Genomic DNA, 21,885 nt, shown 5'->3' with positions numbered 1-21,885 from the left:
CCTCCGGGAGAGGGGATATCTCCGGCCACTTCCCTCGAGGGGCTCAGACGGTGAGGGCGAGGTGCGAGGCCGCGTCGCGCAGCGTCACCACGTCGTAGTCGGACTTCAACCAGCCGAAGAGGGTCCTCAACCGTTCCAGCTTGTGCGTGGCGGGCACCCGCAGGTCCCGCTGCTGGCGCACCAGCTCGGGCGGAATGCCGTCCTGTTCGTCCAGCACGTCCGCCGCGTGCAGCTCGAGGTTGAAGAAGGTGTCGCCCTGGAGGGAGCGGTACGCGGCGCGGACGGCCGGCAGGGGCAGCGTGAGGGCGAACGTGCCGATGAAGGGGAAGCGCACGCCGGGCGTCACCGCCATCGGCAGCTCCAGCACGGCCCCCGAGCCCCGCTGGTAGGGCCGAGCCGGGTCTGGCCGGTACGGCGTACGGGGCGCGAGCAGCACCCGGGGCGAGTCCAGCACCGCGCGCGAGGGGCGTCCCAGCAGGGCCAGCGAGCCCATCACCGCCGCCTTGGCCGTGTAGTACGGGACGGCCGGAAAGGCGGAGGAGCCGTAGCGGTAGCCGCGCTCCACCGTCGCCGCGTACAGGGCGGCGTTGAGCGTGTAGCCCGGCGCGCGGAAGCCCACCGGACGCACGCCCGTGGCGGCCTCGAGCACCTCGTCCGCGCGCCGCAGGTCCTCGCGGATGCTCTCGGGCGCGCGCCGCGTCAGCGCGTAGTCGTGCGAGAAGCTGTGGCTCGCCACCTCCACGCCCGCCTGGTGCGCCGAGCGCAGGGCCTCCGCGGCCCCCGCGTCCGCCGCCACGTCCTCGCCGATGGCGAAGAACGTCCCCGGCACGCCCACCGACGCCAGCAACTGCCTCAGCCGGGGCACCGCCGTGGTGTAGACGAGCCCCCGCGCCCGTGCGTCCAGCAGCGACTCGGGCAGGCCGTGGATGCGGCAGTAGTGCGGCAGCGAGTCCAGGTCGACGGAGATGGATGCGAGCCGTCGCGCCACCCGCGCCTCCTCAGGTGCCGCGGATGCGGATGACGTAGACCAGCTTCCCCACGTTCCTCAGCACGTTGGGCACGCGCTTGAAGAGGTGGATGGAGGGCTGGCGCTTCTCGTGGAGCTGGATGGGGATCTCCACCACCCGCAGCCCCTCGCGCCAGGCGCGGATGACGAACTCGCTGGCGAACACGTCCATGTCCACCACGCACTTGGCCACCACCGGCATCAGCGCCTCGCGCCGGAAGGCCTTCAGCCCGTGCGTGTCCGTGCCCTGGAAGCCCAGCGCCACCCGCAGCAGCTTGTTGTGCACCCGCGTGGCCACGCGCCGCACCAGGGGCCGCTGATCACTCGCCCCCTTGGCCGCCTTCGAGCCCACCACCATGTCCGCCCCATCCTTCTCCAGCACCGGCAGCGCGGCGTCGTAGAAGCTCAGGTCGCACAGGTCGATCTCGTCGCAGAACACATAGGTGCCGCGGGCCTTCTCGATGCCCGCCTTCAGCGCCACCCCATAGTTGGGCCGCTCCGAGTGGAACCAGCGCAGCCGCGGGTTCTTCGCGCACAGGTCCTCGAGAATCTGGGGCGTGGCGTCTCGCGAGCCGTTCTCCGCGAAGATGATCTCGTAGTCCCACCCACGCGCGTCCAACCCCTGCGAGAGCTCAGCCGCGGCCGAGGCGACGATGGACGCCTCGTTGTAGACGGGAATGACGATGGAGAGGTACGGGGCCATGGGCGGACGTGCGACCTAGCATGCCCCCGCGGGCCCCGTCGATGACAACTACCGCCCGCGCCCGCCCTCCGTCAGCCGTTCAACCGGCGCGCGAAAGCCCGCCCTCCGAGGATGGCGTCCTCCATGGACGAGTACTCCCACTGCCCGTAGCGCCCCGCGGTGTGGATGCCCGCGTGCTCCAGGAAGCGGAGGATCTCCGTCTTCGCCGGCCCGTACGCGTCGTCATAGAGGACATAGGCGTGGGGAATCTCGCGCGCCCGGGCGAAGAGGATGTCGTCCGCCGAGCCCACCATCCGCGAGCGCACCAGGTCCTCCACCGCGTACGCCTCGGCCTGGGCCATGGAGAGCTCGCCGTGGTGGCTGTACTCCACATAGAAGGTGGAGGTGTCCGCGGGCGCCAGCGGCGCGTACACCGCCGAGGGCGAGCCGATGCGGTACGTCTTGAACTCGGGCTCGGGCAGGTAGATCCAATGCCACGGCTGCGGATTCTTTCCCCGGGCGGCCACGCACACGTACGTCACCGTGGTGGCGCGCAGCCGTCCGGCGGCGGCCAGCACCTCATCGGGCACGCCGGAGCCGCCCTTGCCCACCAACCGCACCAGCCCCGGCAGGGAGATGGTGGAGAGCAGCTCCGAGTAGCCGAGCGTGCGCCCGTCCGACAGCATCACCTGCCGGGCCTTCCAATCGATGGCGGTGGGCTCGGTGTTGACGCTCAGCTCCCCGCCCTTCAGGTGAGCGAGCATGGCGCGGGCGAGGCTCTCGATGCCGCCCTCGCGCGGGTACACGAAGGAGGCGTTGTAGCCCAGCGCATCGCTCCCCACGCCCAGCGCCCCGTCCACCACCTCCTTCAAGGTGGGACGCGGCACGAAGCGGCCCACCCAGGCGGCGGACAGCTCGGACGGGTCCACCGTCCAGAGCTTCTTGTTGTAGGGGAACATGAAGTTCTTCGCGAACCCCTCCCCCATGTAGCGCAGGATGAACTCGGCGAAGTCACGCGGCTCGCGCTCGCGCAGCGCCCGGCCCTTCTCCCCGTACACGGCCTCCACGTAGCCGATGAGGTTCTCCGCCACCACCTCAGCCGGCAGCCCGTGCGTGTTCACCTGGTACGGAAAGCGCGTGAAGACGCCCCGCGAGTAGATGGCCGCCTTGCGTTGAATGGTGACCAGCTGGTCCGGCAGCCAGCGGGTATTCACCAGTTCCTTGATCTCCGGGTCTCTGAGGTGCAACCAGTGGCCCGTGGGATCGAAGGAGCACCCGTCGATGACCTCGGTCTTGATGAGACCGCCGACCCGCTCGGACTTCTCGATGAGGCGCCAGGGGCGCTGCAGGAAATGAGCGGCGGACAGCCCCGCGAGGCCCGCGCCGAGGATGACGATGGGTTCCATGGAAAAGCCGGGTCTACCACCTTCGGCACCACCCCGGGCAACAGGAGCGTCACCCGGAGTGCCCGGGAGAGGGGTCCCCTGCCCGCCTGCCCTGCCGCCGGGGGCGCTGTCCGGTGGGGCGTCTCGTTCTTTGCCGCCTGGAAAATGCCTCTGATAACCTTCGCCCGCCGCGGGAGCGCGGCCGCTCGCGACCGTCCAGCCCCCGCTGAAGGAAACCCATGAAAGTCTCCTGCCCGTCTTGCCAGACGAATTACAACATCGATGACAAGCGGATCCCGCCGGGCGGCGCGAAGCTGAAGTGCGCCCGGTGCCAGAACACCTTCCCCATCAAGGCCGAGGAGCCGGTGAGCGCGCCCGCTCCCGCCGCCGTCCCGCTGCCCGGCCCCACCGCGCCCCAGGCCAATCCGTACGGCGGCTACGACGACTACCAGCGGCCCGCGGAGTCCGAGGCCACGCGCGTCGTCGCCCTGCCCGTGCCGAGCGCGGCCTACCGCGACGCCACCGCTCCGCAGGCCATCCCGCTGCCCGGTGCCTCCGAGGATTACTCCGATCCCTCGCAGGGCTACGGCGAGGCGCCCGGCTACGACACGAACGCGGGCGGTGCCATCCCGCTGCCCGGCGCGAGCGATCCGTACGCGGGAGATCCGTACGCGAGCAACCCGTACGGCAACGCGCCGCAGGCCGACGCCGTGCCCCTGCCCGGAGCCTCCGACGGCTACGCGGACAACGCGGGAGATCCGTACGCGAGCAACCCGTACGGCAACGCGCCGCAGGCCGACGCCGTGCCCCTGCCCGGAGCCTCCGACGGCTACGCCGACAACGCGGGTGGCTTCGACTACGCCGAGGACCCGTACGCCGCCGCGCCCCAGGCCGACGCCATCGCCCTGCCGCCTCCTCCCGCCGGCGCCGAGGAGCCCTACGCGTACGCCGCCACGCCCGGAGGCGCCATCGCCCTGCCGCCGCCTCCCGCTGACAACCCGTACGGTGCCGACGACTCGTTCCTGGGCTCGCCCCCGCAGCACACGTCCGAGGTGGACACGTTCGCCCTGCCGCCTCCTCCCGCGGCCGATCCGTACGCCGCCGGGGGAGATGATCCGTTCGGCCTGCCGCCCGCGCCCGTCGAGCCCGAGGCCGATCCGTTCGGCCTGCCTCCCGCGCCGGCCGCGGATCCCTTCGCCGCCGACTCCGGTGTGGACGATCCGTTCGGCCTGCCTCCCGCTCAAGTCGAGCCCGAGCCCGAGGCCGATCCGTTCGGCCTGCCTCCCGCGCCCGCGGCGTCGGCGGACCCGTTCGCCGACGAGGATCCCTTCGCGCTGCCGCCCGCGCCCGCCGCGCCGGCCGCCAACCTCGACTTCTCGGAGCCCTCGCCCTCCACGGTGGACGTGGGCATGGACTTCTCCGAGCCCCCGCCCGCGGCGCCCATGGCGTCCGCTGACGCCTCCATCCCCGACGCGCTCGAGTTCGATCCCTCCGCGCCGGTTGCGGGCGATGACCTCGAGGCGGACCTCTCCGCGCCGCTGCCGCCGCCCACGCCGGGCACGGCCGATGGCCTGGAGATGCTCAGCTTCATCGACGACGCGGCCAAGGACAGCGGCGCCAACAAGGCCGCCAAATCCAACGTGCGCCGCTTCCACGTGCGCCGCCGCTCGGGCAAGGTCTTCGGCCCGTTCGAGGAGGGCGTCGTCGTCAAGATGCTCGAGGACGGCCAGCTCCTGGGCAACGAGGACGTCTCCAACGACGGGGAGTCCTGGACGCCCATCGGCACGGTGCCCACCTTCGCCGCGGCCATCCAGAAGCTGATGGAGGGGCCGGGGACGCCCGCCGTGGCCGCCGCCGCGCCCGCCTCGCCCGCCGCCGAGCCCGGCTCCAAGGCCAACCTCAACTCCGCCGCCAACATGGAGAAGCTGCAGCAGATGTACGGCGGCCGCATGGCTCCGGTGGCGGTGACGGACAGCACCACCAAGCTGGAGATCTTCCTCGGCAAGGTGAAGCAGCGGCTGCCGCAGGTCATCGCCGCCGCGGCGGTGCTGCTGGTGCTCATCGTGGGCTTCAGCTTCAGCGCCACGCGCTACGGGGCCTTCGGGTTGAAGAAGTTCATGCCCGCCAAGGTCAAGTCCGGCTCGGCGGAGGACACGGACGTCCAGGCCGCGCGCAAGGCGCTGCTGCAGGACTCCTTCCAGGGCTACAAGCAGGCCCACGCGCTGACGGGGAAGGTGCTCTCCGAGAACGAGTACCCCGAGGTGCGCGCCATCTGGTGCCAGGCCGTCTTCCACCTCCAGCGCCGCTACTCGGCCGCCAACGGCTCCGATCTGTCGCGCTGCCGCTCCGAGGAGGAGGCCGCGAGCCTGGAGCTGCTGGGTGAGACCAACGTCGAGTACACCAAGTACCTGGTGGGCAGCGCCCTCGTCTCCAGGGACGTCGGCACGGCCATCCAGCTCGCCAAGGACGCCTGGAGCCGCGACGCCAACCAGGGGGATGTGGAGCTGGGCCTGCTGCTGGCCGAGGCCCAGGCGGCGCAGAAGAAGGACAGCGCCGAGGCCATCGACACGCTCAACCGGGTGCTGAAGACGAAGCCGGACCTGGCCCGGGCCCACCATGCCCTGGGCAACCTCTACCAGGCCGGTGGCAAGGCGGACGAGGCCGCCAAGGCCTACGAGGCCGCGCTCAAGGCGGACGACACCCACCTCAGCTCCTCGGTGGAGCTGGCCGCGGTGGAGCTGCTGCTGCGCAAGGACGCGCAGAAGGGCCTCGCGGCCGCCGAGCTCGCGCTCGAGGAGAAGAGCCAGGCGCAGATGAGCGCCCCGGAGCTGTCGCGTGCCCGCACCTTCAAGGGCATCGCCCTCTACCAGCTCGCCCGGCTCGATGACGCCGAGAAGGAGCTGCGGGCCGCGCTGGAGAAGGACGCCAACGCCCTCATCCTCAAGAGCTACCTGGCGCGCGTGCTCCAGGCCCAGCGCAAGTTCGCCGACGCCCTGCCCTTCCACGAGGCGGTGGCCAAGGCCGAGCCGCAGAACCTCGAGGCCACCGATGGCTACATCAGCACCCTGGTGACGCTCGGGAAGATCGAGGACGCGCAGAAGCTGGTGGAGGAGGCCGCCAAGCGCTTCAAGGACAACGCCCGCATCGAGTACCTCTACGGCCGCGTCGACGAGGCGAGCGACAGCAACAGCTCCGCCGAGGAGCACTACACGCGCGCCCTCAAGGCCGACGAGAAGCTCGTCGAGGCCCACGTCGCCCTGGGCCGCCTGCAGCTGCGGCTGCGCCGCAACGAGCAGGCCAAGGCCCGCTTCGAGGCGGCCGCGGCCCTGGCCCCCGACAGCGCCTGGGTGCAGCTGGGCCTGGGTGAGCTGGCGCTCGCCGAGGAGGACACCGTGCGCGCCAAGGAGGCCTTCGAGAAGGCTGTCTCGCTCGAGGCCACCCTCGCGGATGCCCACCTCGGGCTGTCGCGCCTGGCGCTGCTCGCCGGGGACCTGGAGAAGGCCCAGAAGGAGGCCGAGACCGCGCTGGAGCTGGATCCGCACACGCTGCGCGGCGGCCGCCTGCATCGCGGCATCGTGCTGTGGCGCCAGGGCAGGCTGGACGACGCCCTCACCGAGCTGACCGAGGCCAAGAAGGTGGAGCCGCGCTCGGTGGCCACGCTCGTCACCCTGGCCGCGGTGCAGATCGACAAGGGCCACGCCACCCCGGAGGACAAGCCCGCCGAGGCCTCCAACCACTTCAAGGAGGCCGAGGTCAACCTCACGGTGGCGCTCAAGAGCGAGTCCACCAACCCCGAGGCCAACTTCTACATGGCCCAGGTGAAGGTGGCCCAGGTGAAGGCCGAGGTGAAGGCCAGGCAGAAGGCGGCCCAGGCCAAGGCGGAGAAGGAGAACAAGGAGCCAGAGCCGGTGCCGGCCGGCGACTACAGCCAGGCCATCGAGAGCATGACCGCCGCGGTGGAGCGCGCGCCCAACCGCGCCGACTACCACTACGCCTTCGGTCTCCTCTACCAGGACGCCAAGCAGCTGCCCGAGGCCATCAAGGAGTGGCAGGAGGCGGTGAAGCTCGCTCCGAAGATGGCCGAGGCCCAGGAGGCCCTCGGTCTGGCCCACCTGGAGCGCAACGAGTTCGAGGAGGCGCTCACGGCCTTCCAGGCCGCGCTCAAGGCGGATCCCAAGCGCACCGGGATGTACACCGCCATCGGCAACACGCACTTCGCCGCCGCGCGCTGGCGCGAGGCCATCCGCTCCTACGAGCAGGTCCTCAAGGCCGACCCGGGCCAGACGGCCGTCTACTTCAAGCTGGGCCGCGCCTGGGGCGAGCTGAACCAGTACCCCAAGGCCATCGACGCGTACCTGAAGGCCTCCAAGAACGAGCCGAAGCGCGCCGACATCTGGTACCACCTGGGCTACGCCTACAAGGAGAAGGGCAAGAAGAAGGAGGCCGTCAAGGCCTTCCAGGAGTACATGGCCAACAGCAAGGCCGACGCGGTGGAGCGCAAGGAAGTCGAGGACGAGATCAGCTTCCTCGAGTAGTCCTCCGGACTCCCGGGCGTCCGTTTCCGGGCGCCCGGGTACTTCCTGCCTTGCCCGGCCCGCGCGGGGTGACTACAACCCGCCAGCCATGTTGGATCTCAAGTACGTCGCGCAGAACTTCGATGCGGTGGTCGCCCGGCTGCAGTCCCGTGGCGGCAGCCTGGACCTCGGCCCCTTCAAGAGCCTCGTGTCGGAACGGCGCGACCTCTATGTGGCCATGGAGTCACTCTCCGCGCGCCGCAACACGGCCAACGAGGAGATGAAGCGCAAGGCCAAGGAGGACCCGGCCGCGCTCGAGTCGCTGCGCGGGGAGATGCGCACCGTCTCCCAGACCATCAAGGAGAAGGAGGCCCGCCTCAAGGAAGTGGAGGAGGAGCTCAGCCGCATCCTGCTGGTCATCCCCAACATCCCCCATGAGTCCGTGCCGGTGGGCGGCGGCGCCGAGGACAACGTCCAGGTGCGCACCTGGGGCGAGAAGCCCAACCTGCCCTTCACGCCCAAGCAGCACTTCGAGCTGGGTGAGAAGCTGGGGATGCTGGACTTCGAGCGCGCCGCCAAGGTGTCCGGCTCGCGCTTCGCCTTCTACAAGGGAGCGCTCGCCCGGCTGGAGCGGGCCCTGGTGAGCTTCATGATCGACGTGCACACCCCCAAGGGGTACGTCGAGATGCTGCCGCCCTACCTCGTGCTGCGCGAGACGATGATGGGCACCGGCCAGCTGCCCAAGTTCGAGGAGGACGCCTTCAAGACGGTGGGTGAGCCCGAGCGCTTCCTCATCCCCACCGCCGAGGTGCCCGTCACCAACTACCACTCGGATGAAATCCTCGACGGGGACCAACTGCCGAAGAAGTACTGCGCCTTCAGCCCGTGCTTCCGCGCCGAGGCGGGCTCGGCGGGCAAGGACACCCGCGGCCTCATCCGCCAGCACCAGTTCCACAAGGTGGAGCTGGTGAAGTTCGCCACCCCGGAGAGCAGCCTCGACGAGCTGGAGAAGATGACGGATGACGCCTGCGACATCCTCCGGCGCCTGGGGCTGCACCACCGGGTGATGCTGCTGTGCACCGGGGACATGGGCTTCGGCGCCCGGAAGACCTACGACATCGAGGTCTGGCTGCCCGGCCAGGGGACGTACCGGGAGATCTCCTCCTGCTCGGACTGCGGCGACTTCCAGGCGCGCCGGGCCAAAATCCGCTACCGGGCCCAGAAGGGGGACAAGCCCCAGCTCCTCCACACGCTCAATGGCAGCGGCCTGGCCGTGGGGCGGACGACCATCGCCATCCTCGAGAACTACCAGCGCGAGGACGGAAGCATCGCCATCCCCGAGGCGTTGGTGCCCTACATGGGAGGCCTCAAGGAGCTCCGCCCGCTGTAGGGGGCGGATTCGGCATGCTGTCAGCTTCCGGGGCCCCATAACGTTGTTGCAATGGGCCCCGGATGATGTAGAAGGGCGGCCCACGCAGTTCGGGTGGCCCGCGCGGCTCCAAGCAGTGGAGGAGTGGCCGAGCGGCTGAAGGCAGCGGTCTTGAAAACCGCAGGTGGCGCAAGCTTCCCGTAGGTTCGAATCCTACCTCCTCCGAGTTTGTTCTTGTCGTATGCGGTTCTTTGACAGTAAAGGCAGTGGAGAGATGGCCGAGAGGCTGAAGGCACAGGTTTGCTAAACCTGCATACTCGAAAGGGTATCGAGGGTTCGAATCCCTCTCTCTCCGCCACTCATCTTGGTTGTGGTAGCGCGAAAGTGGTTGTGGTACAGAGGTCGCGGTTGTGGTAGATGCGGTGAAGGAAACGGCAAGCTCCCTTAGCTCAGCTGGATAGAGCGTCGGACTACGAATCCGAAGGCCGGAGGTTCGAATCCTCCAGGGAGCGCCAACCTTTCCCCTCATCTCATTCCCTCATGAGTCTGGACGAAGCTTTCATGCAGCAGGCGCTCGCGCTCGCGCGGGAAGCCGCTGGACTCGGGGAAGTCCCTGTCGGTGCTGTGGCCGTACACGATGGCAAGGTCATCGGCGTCGGCTTCAATCGCAGGGAGATCGACCGGAATCCCCTGGCCCACGCGGAGATCTTCGCGCTGGACGCAGCGGCCAAGGCGCTCGGCGCGTGGCGGCTCACGGGTGTCACCCTGTATGTGACGCTGGAGCCGTGCGCGATGTGCGCTGGAGCGCTGGTTCAGTCGAGGGTCACGCGGCTGGTTTTCGGAACGAAGGACCCGAAAGCCGGAGCCGTTGGTTCGCTCTACAACCTCGCAGAGGAGCCCCGGCACAACCACCGGCTCCAAGTGATGAGTGGGGTTTTGGCGGACGAGAGCCGCCAGATGCTGAAGGATTTCTTCGAGCGATTGCGCGAGAAGAAACGCGACAAGTGAATATTGGAGAGCTGGCCGAGTGGTCGAAGGCACCTGACTCGAAATCAGGCATACCGGGAACGGTATCGTAGGTTCGAATCCTACGCTCTCCGCAGAGTGTCTCATGGAGAGGTGGCCGAGCGGTTGAAGGCGCACGCCTGGAACGCGTGTATATCTGAAAGGGTATCGTGGGTTCGAATCCCACCCTCTCCGTAGTGTGTTGTCAGTACAAAGAGCTTGTGGTCGGGACAACGTGGGGACGTGAACCCCGCCAGGTCCGGAAGGAAGCAACGGTAGCGCACCTCCGCGTGTGTCCCGGCCGTTCTTGTGAAGGAGCTGGGTCTTCTGAAAAGAGGACCCGGCTCCTTCTTTTTTTGCCCTTCAGTCCCGCGCGAGCACCGTCTCGCGGCCCACCCGGGCCACCACCCGGAAGCCGGCCGACTGGAGTTCCGCCAGGGCCCGGCCCTCAAAGGTGACAGCGCGGTTGAAGCGCGCATCCCTCATGGCCGCCTGGAAGTTGGCGTCCTGGGGCCAGTCGCAGGTGCTCCAGGGGATGTTCTTGCCGATGTAGAAGAAGCCCCCCGCCCCCCACAGGCCCTCGTTGACGATGAGCAGCCCGCGGGCGCCGTCGTCCCGGGTGGCCGCGACGATGGCGCGGAACTGATCTCCCCGCAGGTCTCCCGGCGGAAAGAAGTGTCCCGCCAGCAGCGTGGTGGCCAGGGCCACCGTCCCCAGCCCCCACCTCGAGCGGGCCTCCTCGCGTCCCAACACGAGGGTGGCCAGGGCCGGGGCCGCGGCCAGCGTCAGGAGCACCAGCGCCGGGTAGAGAAAGCGCTCCTCCTTGTGGGCCGTGGTGGTGATGGCGAGCAGGTAGGCCGCCGCGCAGAAGAGCGGAAGCGGAATGGCGAGCCGCTGGCGCAGGGAGGAGAGCCCCCGGGGCAACACGGCGAGGAGCCAGAGGGGCAGCCCCGAGAGGAAGGGCCAGAGGTAGAAGCCCGGGGGAGAAGCGCCGAACTGCCTCGCGGCCTGCCCGGAGAGGATGTTGAAGTCCACGTAGGCGAAGAAGGAGTGGAAGGGTCTGCCCCACGTCGCCCAATCGAGGGCCCCCAGGCCCAGCGCGACGCCCAGTCCCCCGAGGCACGTGAAGGCGAGCACCCGCCAGCGCCAGGCCGCCGCCAGCCAGACGAGCGCCGCCAGCACCACCACCGCCGAGCCGTAGCGCGCCACCACCGCCAGTCCCAGCGCCAGTCCGCCCACCAGGCCCGCGCGCACCGGGCGTCCGGTGCGGTCCAGCGCCTCCATTGCCACCACGAGGAAGGCGGTGGAGAGGGACTCGCCCAGCGTGCGGCCCGCGAAGACGAGCACCGGCCCGTAGAGGCCCACGACGAGCAGCGCGAAGAGGCCTCCCGCGGCTCCGGCCCGGCGCTCGGCGTAACGGTAGGTGGCCCACAACATCCACCCGTGCAGCGCCACCTGCGGCACGGCGAGCAGCGCCCGGTATGCCACCGGGTGCGTGAGGCCCAGCACGTCCGCCAGCCGCAACAGCCACGCGGCCACGCCAGGCAGGGCCCAGTTGCGCAGGCCCGCGCGCCACTCCCAGGCCAGCACCCCGTAGCCGTGGGCGCGGAACCAGGCCGGCTCGAGCAGCTGGTACACCTCGTCCGGGTGGATGCGCCCGAGCTGCGCCACCGCGATGATCGCGGGCAACAGCCCTACCCCACCTAGCAGCACCACGAGCGGCCAGCGCCGTCGCATCCCGGACAGCGGCGCCTCGGAGGCCGGAACGGCGGACGGCGGAGGAGCGGAGACGGGCGCGGGCACGGTCATGGGAGGGGCCGCGCGACTCTCCCCGTCCTCCCGTGGAAGCGCAAGTTGGTGCCCTGGGACAGGGAGTGAAGGGCCCGACCTCGGGCGTCTCCTTCATGGACTTCCAGGGAGGACCGCAAAAGTAGAGCGGCCGGTGCATGGAAACCGTGCGCTGGCGTGTTCTCCGTGTTTAGATTCGCCGCCCCCATGAGCTACCTCGTCCTCGCCCGTAAATGGCGCCCGCAGACCTTCGACGACATGACCGGCCAGGAGCACGTGGTCCGGACGGTCGCCAACGCCATCAAGATGAACCGGGTGGCGCACGCCTACCTGTTCTGCGGCCCTCGAGGCGTGGGCAAGACGACCGCCGCCCGCCTGCTCGCCAAGGCCCTCAATTGTGAGCACGGGCCCACCCCCGAGCCCTGTGGCAAGTGCCAGGCGTGCACGGAGATCGCCGCGGGCACCTCGGTGGACGTGGCGGAGATCGACGGTGCCTCCAACAACGGCGTCGAGAACGTCCGGGAGATCCGCGAGAACGCCAAGTACCTGCCGCAGCGCGACCGGCACAAGATCTACATCATCGACGAGGTCCACATGCTCTCGGGAGCCGCGTTCAACGCGCTCCTGAAGACGCTCGAGGAGCCGCCCGGCCACGTGAAGTTCATCTTCGCGACCACCGAGGCGCACAAGCTCCCGGACACCATCCTCTCGCGCTGCCAGCGCCACAACTTCCGCCGCATCTCCGCCGCCGTGATGCTCCAGCGGCTCAAGTACATCTGCGAGCAGGAGAAGGTGGCCATCTCCGAGCGCGCCCTCTCCATGGTGGTGCGCCAGTCCGAGGGTGGCATGCGCGACGCGCTCAGCCTCCTGGATCAGATCTTCTCCGCCTGCGGCCCCGAGCCCAAGGACGAGGACATCGCCGACGCGCTGGGCACCATCGATCGCACGGTGGTGCAGGACTTCGCCGAGGCGCTGGTGCGCAAGGACGCGAAGCGCGTGCTCGAGCGCGTGGAGGAGGTCTTCAACCGCGGCACGGACCTCAAGCGCCTCACCGAGGAGCTCGCGCTGCAGCTGCGCCACCTCTTCGTCGCCAAGACGCTGGGCGAGGCCCCCGCCGAGCTCGCCGAGTCCGAGCGCAACGCCCTCACCGCGCTGGCCAAGGACGCGGAGCCGGCGCAGATCTCCCGCCTCTTCGACGTGGTGCACGGGTGCGTGTGGGACGTGTCGCGTGCGGCCCATCCCCGGCTCGCGCTGGAGATGGCGCTGCTCAAGGCCATCCAGCTCTCGCCGGTCGGCTCCATCCCGGAGCTGCTCGCCCGGGTGGATCGCCTCGCCTCCGGCCTGGGTCCCGAGGACGCGCGCAAGGTAGCTGCTGGGGCGCCTGGAGGTCGCTCCAGCCCCGCCAACTTTCGCTCCCACTGAGCGTCTCCCGGAGCCCGCCCGGGCCCCTGCCCCGCCGCCTCGCGCGCCCGAGCCCGCCACACCTCCCGTGGCGGCACAGGCCCCGTCGCGTCCGTGGGAGGCCCGGGCTCCAGCTCCGGCGGCCCCCGCCCCCACTCCGGCGCCGCGAGTCCCGGCACCTGTCCAGGCGTCCGAGCCCGCTCGGGCCGTCATGCCTCCGGCCTCGTCTCCGTTCGGCATGTCCCGGGGTGGCCCCGTGCCCGTCGCGCCTCCCCCCGCGGCGCCCGCCCCCACGCAGCCCGTGGTGCGCGTGACGAACGTGCGCCTGCCCCCGCAGCCGCCGCAGCCCCCTCCTCCCGTCGACGACGAGCGCTACTTCCCCGAGGAAGCCTCCCCCGAGGGCTGTGCCTCCGGCGAGTGCCTTCCCGACGTGCCGCCCGCCCCTCTCGCCGAGCCGGAGCCGGAGCCCGACTCCGTCCGGCCCTTCGACGTCCACCACGCCGCGCGCTCCGTGGCACCCATCGCCACCATGGCCGCTTCGGGCCGCGACAACCCCCGGAAGCCGCTCCAGGACCGGTGGCGCGCGACGGTGGACACCGTGCGGGATGCCTCGGGCCGGCACGCCAAGTCGCTCGCCTGTGGCCGCCTGCTGTGGATCCGCGAGGGCGAGGTGGCGATCGCCTACACACCCAAGGACGGCTTCCACAAGACGACCGTGACCGGCGGCGGTGGGCGCGCCATCGTCGAGAAGGCCCTCTCCGAGCACTTCGGCCGTCCCACGAAGCTCGTGGTGCAGGACTGCGCCGAGAACGAGGTCCCGGGTCCTGGCGCGGGCCTCATCAGCATCGCCCAGGAGGACGCCCAGGAGCGCGCCGCCTACGAGAAGAGCACCGAGGGCCGGGTGCGCACCCACCCCGCGATCCGCGCCACCCTGAAGTTCCTCGGGGGCGAGATCGAACACATCCAGGTGTACGACCAGCCCGCGCGCCCGGTCGCCGCCCCGTCGACCGACCTCCCCGACGAGAGCCCCTGACAACCGGCGCGCCCGACGCTAGGGTGCGCGTTTCGCACCACACCGAGCGGTCTTCCGATGCCCGCTCGCACGTCCCACGAGGAAGCTCATGCCCGGCATCGACTTGAACTACTTCATCCGTCAGGCCAACAAGCTCACGGAGAAGATCGAACAGCGCAAGAAGGAGCTGGCCGAGGAGACCGTCGAGGCCAAGGCCGGCGACGGCCGCGTCACCGTGGTCGCCAACTGCGTGCAGGAGATCAAGAGCATCAAGATCGACAAGTCGCTGGTGGACCCCAACGACCTGGGCATGCTCGAGGACCTGGTCACCGCCGGCGTCAACGCCGCCCTGGCGAGCAGCCGTGAGAAGATGCAGCGCGAGCTCGGCAAGATCTCGGGCGGCGTGAAGATCCCCGGCATTACTTGATACCGAATGACTCCTGATCCGCTCAACCGGCTGGTCGCCCAGCTCGCGAAGCTCCCCGGCATCGGGGAGAAGACCGCGCAGCGGCTGGCGTTCCACATCCTGCGCGCCCCGGGCGAGTACGCCCAGGAACTCTCCGCGGCCATCCGCGAGGTGAAGGAGAAGGTGCACCTGTGCGCCCGCTGCTTCTCCCTCACCGACTCGGAGCTGTGCGGTTTCTGCCGGGACCACCGGCGCGACGAGCGCGTGCTGTGCGTGGTGGAGACGTTCGCCGACCTGATGGCGCTGGAGCGCACCCGCGAGTTCAAGGGCCGCTACCACGTGCTGCACGGCGTGCTCTCGCCGCTGGACGGCGTGGGCCCCGAGCAGCTGCGCATCAAGGAGCTGCTCACGCGGCTGGGGGACGGCCATGTCGAGGAGATCATCCTCGCCACCAACCCGGACGTGGAGGGCGAGGCCACCGCGCTCTACCTCATGCGGCTGCTCAAGCCGATGGGCATCCGGGTGAGCCGCATCGCCCAGGGGCTGCCCATGGGCGGCGACCTCGAGTACGCCGACCAGGCCACGCTGGCCAAGGCGCTCAGCGCCCGGCGCGAGCTGTGAGCCTCCGCGGCTACCGCGTCACGCGGTAGCCGAAGGGCAGCACCACCGTCACTTCCTTGTCCCGGTGCGGGGGGAAGCGCAGCCGCTCCACCTGCTTCTCCAGGCACTTGCCCACGGGCCGCGCCGCCAGCGGCCCCTGGGTGGCCGCGTCCGCCTTGCCCGAGGAGAAGATGGTGAAGCGCACCTGCACCTGGCCCTCGTCCGCGGGCAGGTCGCGCTTGTACTGCTCGAAGCACGACATGATGCGCGCCCGGTTGCGCGACACCACCTGCTGGATGTCCGAGGCCTCCAGCGTCACGCGCTTCACCGTCCGCGCCGCCGCCTTCGCGGGAGGGGGCTCGGCCTGCTCCGCGGGTGGAGCCGTGGCGGGCTCCGGCGCGGCGGCCAACGCCGTCTGGGCGGGCGGCGGGGTCTCGGCAACGGCGGCCACGGCGGTTCCGGGTGAAGCGGTTTCCGGTGACGCGGGCACGGGCGCGGGCTCCGTGGGAGCAGGCGGAGACACGGGAGCTGGGGGCGGAGCGGCCTGGACCACGGGCTGCGGCGCCGGCGGCGCCATCTGGCGCCCCACCACGAAGGCCCCACCCGCCAGCAGCAGGCAGCTCGCCACCACGCCCATGGCGATTCCACGCCAGCGCGAAGTCCCCGCCAGCGCCCCGTTCGTGCCGGGCTGAGGGGGAACGACGCCCGTCCGCGCCTCGGAGGAGACCGAGGGCATGGAGCCCGACGGCATCAGCGAGGCGCCGACGATCGTCACCGGTACGGCGAGCCCGGACTCCTTCAGCGTCGTGATGGTCGGGATGCGCGTCTTCTCCGCGTAGCGCTCCTCGCCGAAGCTCTGGCGCAGGTACTCGGCCAGGACGGAGCCCGTCGGCCGCTGGGGCTCCCGCGACAGGAGGTGCTCCAGGTCATCCGCGAACTCGGCGGCGGTGGCGTAGCGCTCGTCGGGGTCGGAGGCCATCGCCCGGAGCACCACCATCTCCAGCTCCGGGGACAGGTCCGGCCGCAGCTCGCGGGGCGGCTGGAAGTTCCCCTCCAGCAGCGCGCTGAGCACCGCCAGATCGTTGTCCCGGGCGAAGGGCCGCACGTGGGTGAGCGCCTCGTAGAGGCTCACGCCCAACGAGAAGACGTCCGCGCGCCGATCCACCTGGGCGCCCCGGGCCTGCTCCGGCGCCATGTAGATGTACTTGCCCTTCACCACGCCGGTGCGCGTGTGGGCCTGGCGCGACTCGTACTTGGAGATGCCGAAGTCCAGCACCTTCACCTGGCCCTCGTACGTCACGTACAGATTCGAGGGCGAGATGTCGCGGTGGACGATGTTCAGCCGCCGGCCCGTCTCATCGGAGAACTCGTGGGCGTAGTGCAGGCCGCGCGCCGCGTCCGCGAGCACGCGCATCACCAGCGGCACGGGCACGTACTCCCCCCGGAAGCTCGCGGTGCGCACCGTGGTGGAGAAGTCCTCCCCCGCCAGGTACTCCATGCAGATGTAGTAGCACCCGTCCGTGAAGCCCAGGTCCTGGATCTGCACGATGTTGGGGTGGGAGAGCTTCGCCGCCAGCCGGGCCTCGTCGCGGAACATCTCCACGAACTCGGGCATGCCCGACAGGGACGAGAGCATCCGCTTGATGACGACGTTGCGCTCGAAGCCGTCCGCACCGAGCCGCTTGGCGAGGAAGATCTCCGCCATGCCGCCCTCGGCCAGCTTGCGCACCAGCACGTACTGGCCATAGGCGCGCAGCTGAGCGTCGGGGCTCCCTCCAGCTACCTTTCCGGCTTCGGGGGTCGTCATGCGAGCCTCACTTCAGGGTGCGCACCGTATAGACGTCCGGTGCACCGGGGCGGGACAGCTTGAAAACGAGTTGGGGCGGGCGGCCCTCGGGAGTCACCCAGGTATTGAACCGGTGTTTCGAGTCGAGGGACAGCGGCTGCCCGTTCACGAAGAGCTTCGCATCCACGGGAGCCACGCCGGTCACGCGCACCCGAGGGCCCGCGCGCACGCCATCCCGGGGAGCACTGACGATGAGCGTGGGCACCGAGTTGTCGAAGACGAGCTCCAGCTTGTTCATCCGCCCGCCCCGCATCGCCCGGCCACCGGCCCCCACCGGGGTGATGGACCAGAGGAAGCTGCCCTCGTCCAGGATGCCGGCCTCGAGCGGAACCCGCGGCTCGGCGGCGGTGCGCTCCGCCACGGGCGTGCCCAGCGCCCCGCTGCGGTACACCGCCACCTTGTAGGAGGCCGCGCCCTCCTGCGCCTCGCAGGTGAAGGTGACGGCCGGGGGCTTGTCCTGGAAGAAGATGGTCGTCTTCTCCGGGCCTTCCGGTACCCGGTTGCGCAGCCGGTCCAGCTCGCCCTTCGCCGAGCGCTCCGGTCCGAAGGTCGCACTGCCCCGCGCCACCTCCGGGCCGTCCGCGCGCCGCACCCGCCAGTACAGCGAGCCCCGGGCCGGAGGCGTCACGTTGACGAAGCCGCCCCGGGCCGTGCCCGACAGCACCGGCACCTTGAAGGCCGCATCCGAGGCCACCTCCACCCGCACCTCGCCCTGCTCCTCCCACGTGAGGGCCACCTCCAACGGACGCCGCTGGAACACCTGCTGGCCGTCGGCGGAGGGCAGCGCGAACGGCGCCCGCGCCAACGCCTCGACCTTCGCGGTGGCCTCGCCCGCCACGGTGGCGCGCTCGCCCGCCCGGAGCGACTCGCGGGCCCCGCCGCGCACCAGCGTCACGTCACCCGCGCGCGAGTCCACGGTGAAGCCATCCCCCGTGCGCCGCACGTCGAGCCGGGCCGCCCCGCTGCTCTCCACCGAGAGCCCCGGCAGCACCACCCGGCTGGCGCGGCCCGGCGCCAGCATCAGCCCCAGCTCGCCCTTGCGCAGATCCAGCCGCGCCTCGTCCGTCGAGCCCGCCCGGGCCACGTCCTCCACCACCAGCTCGCCCCCCGAGCCCAGCGAGAGCGTGGACTCCGAGCCCTCCAGCTTCAGCAGCGCCGTGCCCTGGCGCACGCGCACGCTGTCACCGGCCTTGAGCGCCTCGCCATTCCGGTCCACCCCGCGCCACCGGGCACTCCCCTTCTGGCGCCACTCGGCGCGGCCCGTCGCGGCGTGCACCGTCACCTCGACGGGGGCCAGCTCCAGCACCCGCGTCGTCACCCCCTCCACCTTCACCGATGCCACCTGGCCCTGCTCGGCGCGCACCGTCTGCCCGTTCTTCGCCACCACCTCCACGGTGCCCAGCAGCACCTCCACGCGGCCCTCGTCCGCGCCCACGTCCACCTTCACCTCGCCGCCGTCCGCGCCCACCCGGGTGAGGCCGAAGGGGGTGAGCAGGGTGAGCTGCACGCTCGGGCCCGAGGGCGCCTGCGTCCGGTCCGCCGGCACCCGCGCCAGCACGAGGCCGCGCGACACCGCCATCACCACCCCGCTCGAGTCCTCCTCGAGGACGAAGCGCGCGTCCGGCCCCACCTCCACCGTGCGCCCGTCGGCGAAACGCACCGTGACGGCACCGTCCGCGCCCGTCTCCACCGCGTCACCGCGCGACAGCGGGCCTCGCACCGCGGGAGACGCCTTGCCTCCACGCTCCAGCCGCGCCTCGCCCGTCACCTCCACCAACTGCGCGAGCACCACCACGCCCGCGTCCGGCGCCACCACCTCCGCCGGCTTCTGCGCCACGGCGACTGCGGGAGGCGGTGCGGGCGGAGACACGGGCTCCTCATCCCCGCAGGCGGTGGCCAGCAGCAGACACAGAGCGGAGGCGATGCGAGGGCGGAAGGGGCTCACCGGGATTTGGGGAAGAGATCGACGTTGAAGATGGCTTGTTCGCCGTCGCGTACGGTGACGACCTTGGTCTGGGACACGTGTCCGGGAGCCGAGAAGATGAGTCGATACCTACCTTGCTTGAGCTGGACCTGGAAAGTCCCCCGGGCATCCGTACGGCGGCGGATCTTCGCCTCGGGGATGACGAGCAGGGCCTTGAGCGGCTTTCCCTTCCGCACGCTCCGCACCTGACCGGACAGGGTGGCGAGCGCTCCCTGCCGCCCGGACACCAACGAGACGGCCAGCTCCGCCTCCGTCCCGGTGACGATGACCACCGCCTCCTGGGTAGCCCGGAAGCCCTCGGCCGAGATCTTCACTTCCAGTGGACCCGGGCCGAGCCCCTCCAAGCGGACCTGCCCCGCCGCGTCGGTGAGGACCTGGGTGGTGCCCACCGCCACGGCCGCGCCCGGCAGGGGATTGCCCCCGCGCGCATCCGTCACCGTCACGAGCAGGGTGCCCACCCGCGGCTCCGGGCTCGCCCGCACCACCAGCTCCGTGCGCTCCCCGGCCGTCACGGTGGCGCGCGCCTCGGCGGGCAGGTAGCCCCCCGCCTCCACCCGCGCGAGCACTTCTCCCGGCGGCAGCACCACGTCCGTCACCCGCCCATCCACCCCCGCCACCCGGGGCGCCTGCTCCACACCGCCCGCCGTCAGCACCACCCGGGCCTCGGGCAGCGGGCTGCCGGAGTCCGCGTCCACCACCGACAGGACGAGCTCGCCCGTCTCCGGCCGCGCGCCGGCCTCCGCCCCGCCCAGGGAGAGCTCGAAGGCCACTCCCGCGCGGCTGATGCTCTGGCGGGACACCCCGCCGTCCGCCGTCGTCAGCGCGTCCTGCACGTACTGGTAGTCCAGCACCAGCGCCCCACCCCACTCGCCCCGCCGCAGCACCGGGACGAGCACCGCGGCCCCGGCGGCGAAGCCATTCGAGGCGGAGCCAATCGCCACGGGCACCTCCCCGCGCACCTCCGCGCGCAGGCGCCAGGGCAGCGGCACCAGCACGCGCGCGCCCACCAGCGCGGCATGGCGCGCCATGGGGACGAGCCGCACCTGTCCCGTACTGGAGGAGAAGACCGGCAGCTGCGCGAAGCCGTAGCCGGCGCTCAGCTCGGCGCGCACCGGCCCCAGGAAGACGCGCGCCGCCGGGCCCACCGAGGCCCTCACCAGCGCTCCACGGGTGACGGACTCCGAGCCCAACGAGAGGCTGAAGCCCTCGCGCTGCACGCTGGCCCACCCTCCCAGCCACCTCTCGCCGAATGCGGAGACCCCCAGCGCCACGTCATTGGGCGTCATCCCCGCGTACGTCACCGCCGGCCCCGCCTCCTGGGCGCCCTCTCGGAAGGCGAGCCCGTAGCGCAACCGCACCGCCGCCCGCTCCGTGGGTACACCCTGGGCCGCCGCGCTGATCGGCACCCCCAGGGTGAGCACAAGTAGGAGAACGGCGAAAAAGGGACGGGAGCGGAACGGCACGGCCGGAGTATAGTGAAGACTCGACAGGTCCCCTCGAAACTGGAAGCGACCGGATTTCCTCTACCCCCTCCTCCCTCGGAAGATGCCCCCTCGCATGAACCCCTCCCCCCTCCCGCTGACCCCCAGCAGGCGACCTCTGTGGGCATGTGCCTGCACGCCAGCCCCGGGAGCACCTGGATCCAGGGATAGAGGTGGCTTCTTGCCGGGTTGGAAGGGCTTTGCTAAAGCTCCCCCGGTCGGGAGCGCCGCACCTAACCTCCGAAATTCATTCCGGAAACCTTCGGGGGCCGCGGGAGTCAAGGTCGAGCGAGACGCTTAGGAGCGTAAACGCCCATGGGCACGCAACTGGTGATGTATGAAGAGGAGTTCACCAAGATCAACGCGGTTTGCGACCGGCTGACCAAGGACGCGAACGCGAAGGTGGTGTTCCTCGTCGACAAGAACGGGCAGCTCATCTCTTCCGCGGGACAGACGCAGAACATCGACACCACCTCACTGGCCTCGCTGACGGCCGGTAACGTGGCGGCGATGGGCGGTCTCGCGAAGTTGATTGGCGAAAACGAGTTCCCCCATCAATTCCATGAAGGGGCCAAGGACTCGTTGTACATGACCATCGTCGGGAGCCGGGTGGTGCTGGTCGTCATCTTCGACAACCGGACCAGCCTCGGCCTGGTGCGCCTGCGCATCAAGAAGGCCAGTGACGAGCTGACCAAGATCTTCGAGAGCCTCGTGAAGAAGACGGATGGTCCCGGGGCCGGCTCGCCGTTCGCCGAGATTTCCGACGACGATATCGACAACCTCTTCAGCGAGTAACCCGAGAAGCCATGTCCTTCATCAACTACTCGTCTCGCGAAATCAACTGCAAGATCGTCTACTACGGTCCCGGGTTGTGCGGGAAGACGACGAACCTGCAGTACATCTACAACAAGACCGCCGCGGAGACGAAGGGCAAGCTCATCTCGCTCTCCACGGAGACGGACCGCACGCTCTTCTTCGACTTCCTGCCGCTGTCGCTCGGTGAGATTCGCGGATTCAAGACGCGCTTCCACCTGTACACGGTGCCGGGCCAGGTCTTCTACGACGCCAGCCGCAAGCTCATCCTCAAGGGCGTGGACGGCGTGGTGTTCGTGGCCGACAGCCAGGTGGAGCGCATGGAGGCCAACATGGAGTCGTTGGAGAACCTGCGCATCAACCTGGCCGAGCAGGGCTACGACCTGAACAAGATTCCGTACGTGATGCAGTACAACAAGCGGGACCTGCCCAACGCCGTGACGGTCGAGGAGATGCGCAAGTCGCTCAACCAGCGCAACATCCCCGAGTATCAGGCGGTGGCCCCCACCGGCGTGGGCGTGTTCGACACGCTCAAGGCGGTGGCCAAGCTGGTACTGACGGAGCTGAAGAAGGGCGGCTAGCCGCACGCCGGG

At 70.2% G+C, this 21,885-nt stretch carries 16 protein-coding genes, 5 tRNA genes and 1 other RNA gene; 15 read left to right on the top strand and 7 right to left on the bottom strand.

Going from position 1 to position 21,885, the window contains the following annotated elements:
- Nucleotides 1–43 precede the first annotated feature (43 nt).
- The 3 genes from NR798_RS12860 to NR798_RS12850 all read right to left on the bottom strand — a co-directional run bounded on the left by NR798_RS12860 (nucleotide 44) and on the right by NR798_RS12850 (nucleotide 3,094).
- Nucleotides 44–988 carry a polysaccharide deacetylase family protein gene (locus NR798_RS12860; RefSeq protein WP_375771749.1) on the bottom strand — a complete coding sequence of 315 codons (945 nt, stop codon included), beginning with the start codon at nucleotides 986–988 and terminating at the stop codon, nucleotides 44–46.
- Between the two features lie 10 nt (nucleotides 989–998).
- A complete protein-coding gene (locus NR798_RS12855; protein WP_375771748.1) occupies nucleotides 999–1,709 on the bottom strand; it encodes a glycosyltransferase family 2 protein in 711 nt (236 codons plus the stop codon).
- 71 nt (nucleotides 1,710–1,780) lie between these two features.
- A complete protein-coding gene (locus tag NR798_RS12850) occupies nucleotides 1,781–3,094 on the bottom strand; it encodes a protoporphyrinogen/coproporphyrinogen oxidase (RefSeq protein WP_375771747.1) in 1,314 nt (437 codons plus the stop codon).
- Between the two features lie 218 nt (nucleotides 3,095–3,312).
- On the opposite strand from NR798_RS12850, the gene NR798_RS12845 reads away from it, so the two are divergent.
- The 9 genes from NR798_RS12845 to ffs all read left to right on the top strand — a co-directional run bounded on the left by NR798_RS12845 (nucleotide 3,313) and on the right by ffs (nucleotide 10,270).
- Complete coding sequence (locus NR798_RS12845; protein ID WP_375771746.1) at nucleotides 3,313–7,608, top strand: tetratricopeptide repeat protein; 4,296 nt, start codon at nucleotides 3,313–3,315, stop codon at nucleotides 7,606–7,608.
- 88 nt (nucleotides 7,609–7,696) lie between these two features.
- Nucleotides 7,697–8,977, top strand: a complete 1,281-nt coding sequence (gene serS, locus NR798_RS12840; RefSeq protein WP_375771745.1) for a serine--tRNA ligase — start codon at nucleotides 7,697–7,699, stop codon at nucleotides 8,975–8,977.
- Nucleotides 8,978–9,094: 117 nt separating this feature from the next.
- Nucleotides 9,095–9,181, top strand: a tRNA-Ser gene (locus NR798_RS12835).
- Between the two features lie 43 nt (nucleotides 9,182–9,224).
- Nucleotides 9,225–9,314: transfer RNA gene (locus NR798_RS12830), tRNA-Ser, on the top strand.
- Between the two features lie 80 nt (nucleotides 9,315–9,394).
- Nucleotides 9,395–9,471, top strand: a tRNA-Arg gene (locus NR798_RS12825).
- A gap of 25 nt (nucleotides 9,472–9,496) precedes the next feature.
- Nucleotides 9,497–9,964, top strand: a complete 468-nt coding sequence (tadA, locus tag NR798_RS12820) for a tRNA adenosine(34) deaminase TadA (protein WP_375771744.1) — start codon at nucleotides 9,497–9,499, stop codon at nucleotides 9,962–9,964.
- Between the two features lie 5 nt (nucleotides 9,965–9,969).
- Nucleotides 9,970–10,056: transfer RNA gene (locus NR798_RS12815), tRNA-Ser, on the top strand.
- A gap of 13 nt (nucleotides 10,057–10,069) precedes the next feature.
- A tRNA-Ser gene (locus tag NR798_RS12810) sits at nucleotides 10,070–10,156 on the top strand.
- A 25-nt stretch (nucleotides 10,157–10,181) separates the two neighbouring features.
- An RNA gene (ffs, locus tag NR798_RS12805) (signal recognition particle sRNA small type) lies at nucleotides 10,182–10,270 on the top strand.
- Nucleotides 10,271–10,324: 54 nt separating this feature from the next.
- Here ffs and NR798_RS12800 read toward each other — a convergent pair.
- On the bottom strand, nucleotides 10,325–11,698 hold the full coding sequence (locus NR798_RS12800) for a mannosyltransferase (RefSeq protein WP_375771743.1): 1,374 nt from the start codon (nucleotides 11,696–11,698) through the stop codon (nucleotides 10,325–10,327).
- Nucleotides 11,699–11,956: 258 nt separating this feature from the next.
- Between NR798_RS12800 and dnaX the strand changes: the two genes are divergently transcribed.
- The 4 genes from dnaX to recR all read left to right on the top strand — a co-directional run bounded on the left by dnaX (nucleotide 11,957) and on the right by recR (nucleotide 15,189).
- Nucleotides 11,957–13,171, top strand: coding sequence for a DNA polymerase III subunit gamma/tau (gene dnaX / locus NR798_RS12795; protein ID WP_375771742.1), 1,215 nt, complete (start codon nucleotides 11,957–11,959; stop codon nucleotides 13,169–13,171).
- 235 nt (nucleotides 13,172–13,406) lie between these two features.
- Nucleotides 13,407–14,183: a DNA polymerase III subunit gamma/tau gene (locus NR798_RS12790; RefSeq protein ID WP_375771741.1), complete on the top strand. Its 777-nt coding sequence runs from the start codon at nucleotides 13,407–13,409 to the stop codon at nucleotides 14,181–14,183.
- Nucleotides 14,184–14,271: 88 nt separating this feature from the next.
- Nucleotides 14,272–14,589 carry a YbaB/EbfC family nucleoid-associated protein gene (locus NR798_RS12785; RefSeq protein WP_043399057.1) on the top strand — a complete coding sequence of 106 codons (318 nt, stop codon included), beginning with the start codon at nucleotides 14,272–14,274 and terminating at the stop codon, nucleotides 14,587–14,589.
- A 6-nt stretch (nucleotides 14,590–14,595) separates the two neighbouring features.
- Complete coding sequence (gene recR, locus NR798_RS12780) at nucleotides 14,596–15,189, top strand: recombination mediator RecR (RefSeq protein ID WP_375771740.1); 594 nt, start codon at nucleotides 14,596–14,598, stop codon at nucleotides 15,187–15,189.
- A gap of 10 nt (nucleotides 15,190–15,199) precedes the next feature.
- On the opposite strand, the gene NR798_RS12775 is transcribed toward recR, so the two are convergent.
- The 3 genes from NR798_RS12775 to NR798_RS12765 all read right to left on the bottom strand — a co-directional run bounded on the left by NR798_RS12775 (nucleotide 15,200) and on the right by NR798_RS12765 (nucleotide 20,404).
- The gene (locus tag NR798_RS12775) at nucleotides 15,200–16,975 is read right to left on the bottom strand and encodes a protein kinase (RefSeq protein WP_375771739.1); all 1,776 of its coding nucleotides are present in this window, start codon (nucleotides 16,973–16,975) and stop codon (nucleotides 15,200–15,202) included.
- Nucleotides 16,976–16,982: 7 nt separating this feature from the next.
- Entirely contained in the window at nucleotides 16,983–18,884 is a 1,902-nt protein-coding gene (locus NR798_RS12770; RefSeq protein ID WP_375771738.1) for a FecR domain-containing protein, read from the bottom strand.
- A 71-nt stretch (nucleotides 18,885–18,955) separates the two neighbouring features.
- The gene (locus NR798_RS12765) at nucleotides 18,956–20,404 is read right to left on the bottom strand and encodes a collagen binding domain-containing protein (protein ID WP_375771737.1); all 1,449 of its coding nucleotides are present in this window, start codon (nucleotides 20,402–20,404) and stop codon (nucleotides 18,956–18,958) included.
- Between the two features lie 390 nt (nucleotides 20,405–20,794).
- Between NR798_RS12765 and mglB the strand changes: the two genes are divergently transcribed.
- On the top strand, nucleotides 20,795–21,274 hold the full coding sequence (gene mglB / locus NR798_RS12760; RefSeq protein ID WP_047856129.1) for a gliding-motility regulator GTPase-activating protein MglB: 480 nt from the start codon (nucleotides 20,795–20,797) through the stop codon (nucleotides 21,272–21,274).
- 11 nt (nucleotides 21,275–21,285) lie between these two features.
- Complete coding sequence (gene mglA, locus NR798_RS12755) at nucleotides 21,286–21,873, top strand: gliding-motility regulator Ras-like GTPase MglA (RefSeq protein ID WP_375771736.1); 588 nt, start codon at nucleotides 21,286–21,288, stop codon at nucleotides 21,871–21,873.
- Nucleotides 21,874–21,885 lie beyond the last annotated feature (12 nt).

This window comes from Archangium gephyra, from assembly GCF_042230915.1.
Taxonomy (GTDB): domain Bacteria; phylum Myxococcota; class Myxococcia; order Myxococcales; family Myxococcaceae; genus Archangium; species Archangium gephyra_B.
This window is presented reverse-complemented; position numbering and strand designations above follow the sequence as displayed.

Excerpts from the sequence above, each read along its gene's own strand:
- NR798_RS12855 (WP_375771748.1), bottom strand. The coding sequence starts at position 1,709 with ATGGCCCCGTACCTCTCCATCGTCATTCCCGTCTACAACGAGGCGTCC.
- NR798_RS12850 (WP_375771747.1), bottom strand. The coding sequence starts at position 3,094 with ATGGAACCCATCGTCATCCTCGGCGCGGGCCTCGCGGGGCTGTCCGCC.
- NR798_RS12845 (WP_375771746.1), top strand. The coding sequence starts at position 3,313 with ATGAAAGTCTCCTGCCCGTCTTGCCAGACGAATTACAACATCGATGAC.
- serS (WP_375771745.1), top strand. The coding sequence starts at position 7,697 with ATGTTGGATCTCAAGTACGTCGCGCAGAACTTCGATGCGGTGGTCGCC.
- tadA (WP_375771744.1), top strand. The coding sequence starts at position 9,497 with ATGAGTCTGGACGAAGCTTTCATGCAGCAGGCGCTCGCGCTCGCGCGG.
- NR798_RS12800 (WP_375771743.1), bottom strand. The coding sequence starts at position 11,698 with ATGCGACGGCGCTGGCCGCTCGTGGTGCTGCTAGGTGGGGTAGGGCTG.
- dnaX (WP_375771742.1), top strand. The coding sequence starts at position 11,957 with ATGAGCTACCTCGTCCTCGCCCGTAAATGGCGCCCGCAGACCTTCGAC.
- NR798_RS12785 (WP_043399057.1), top strand. The coding sequence starts at position 14,272 with ATGCCCGGCATCGACTTGAACTACTTCATCCGTCAGGCCAACAAGCTC.
- recR (WP_375771740.1), top strand. The coding sequence starts at position 14,596 with ATGACTCCTGATCCGCTCAACCGGCTGGTCGCCCAGCTCGCGAAGCTC.
- NR798_RS12775 (WP_375771739.1), bottom strand. The coding sequence starts at position 16,975 with ATGACGACCCCCGAAGCCGGAAAGGTAGCTGGAGGGAGCCCCGACGCT.
- mglB (WP_047856129.1), top strand. The coding sequence starts at position 20,795 with ATGGGCACGCAACTGGTGATGTATGAAGAGGAGTTCACCAAGATCAAC.
- mglA (WP_375771736.1), top strand. The coding sequence starts at position 21,286 with ATGTCCTTCATCAACTACTCGTCTCGCGAAATCAACTGCAAGATCGTC.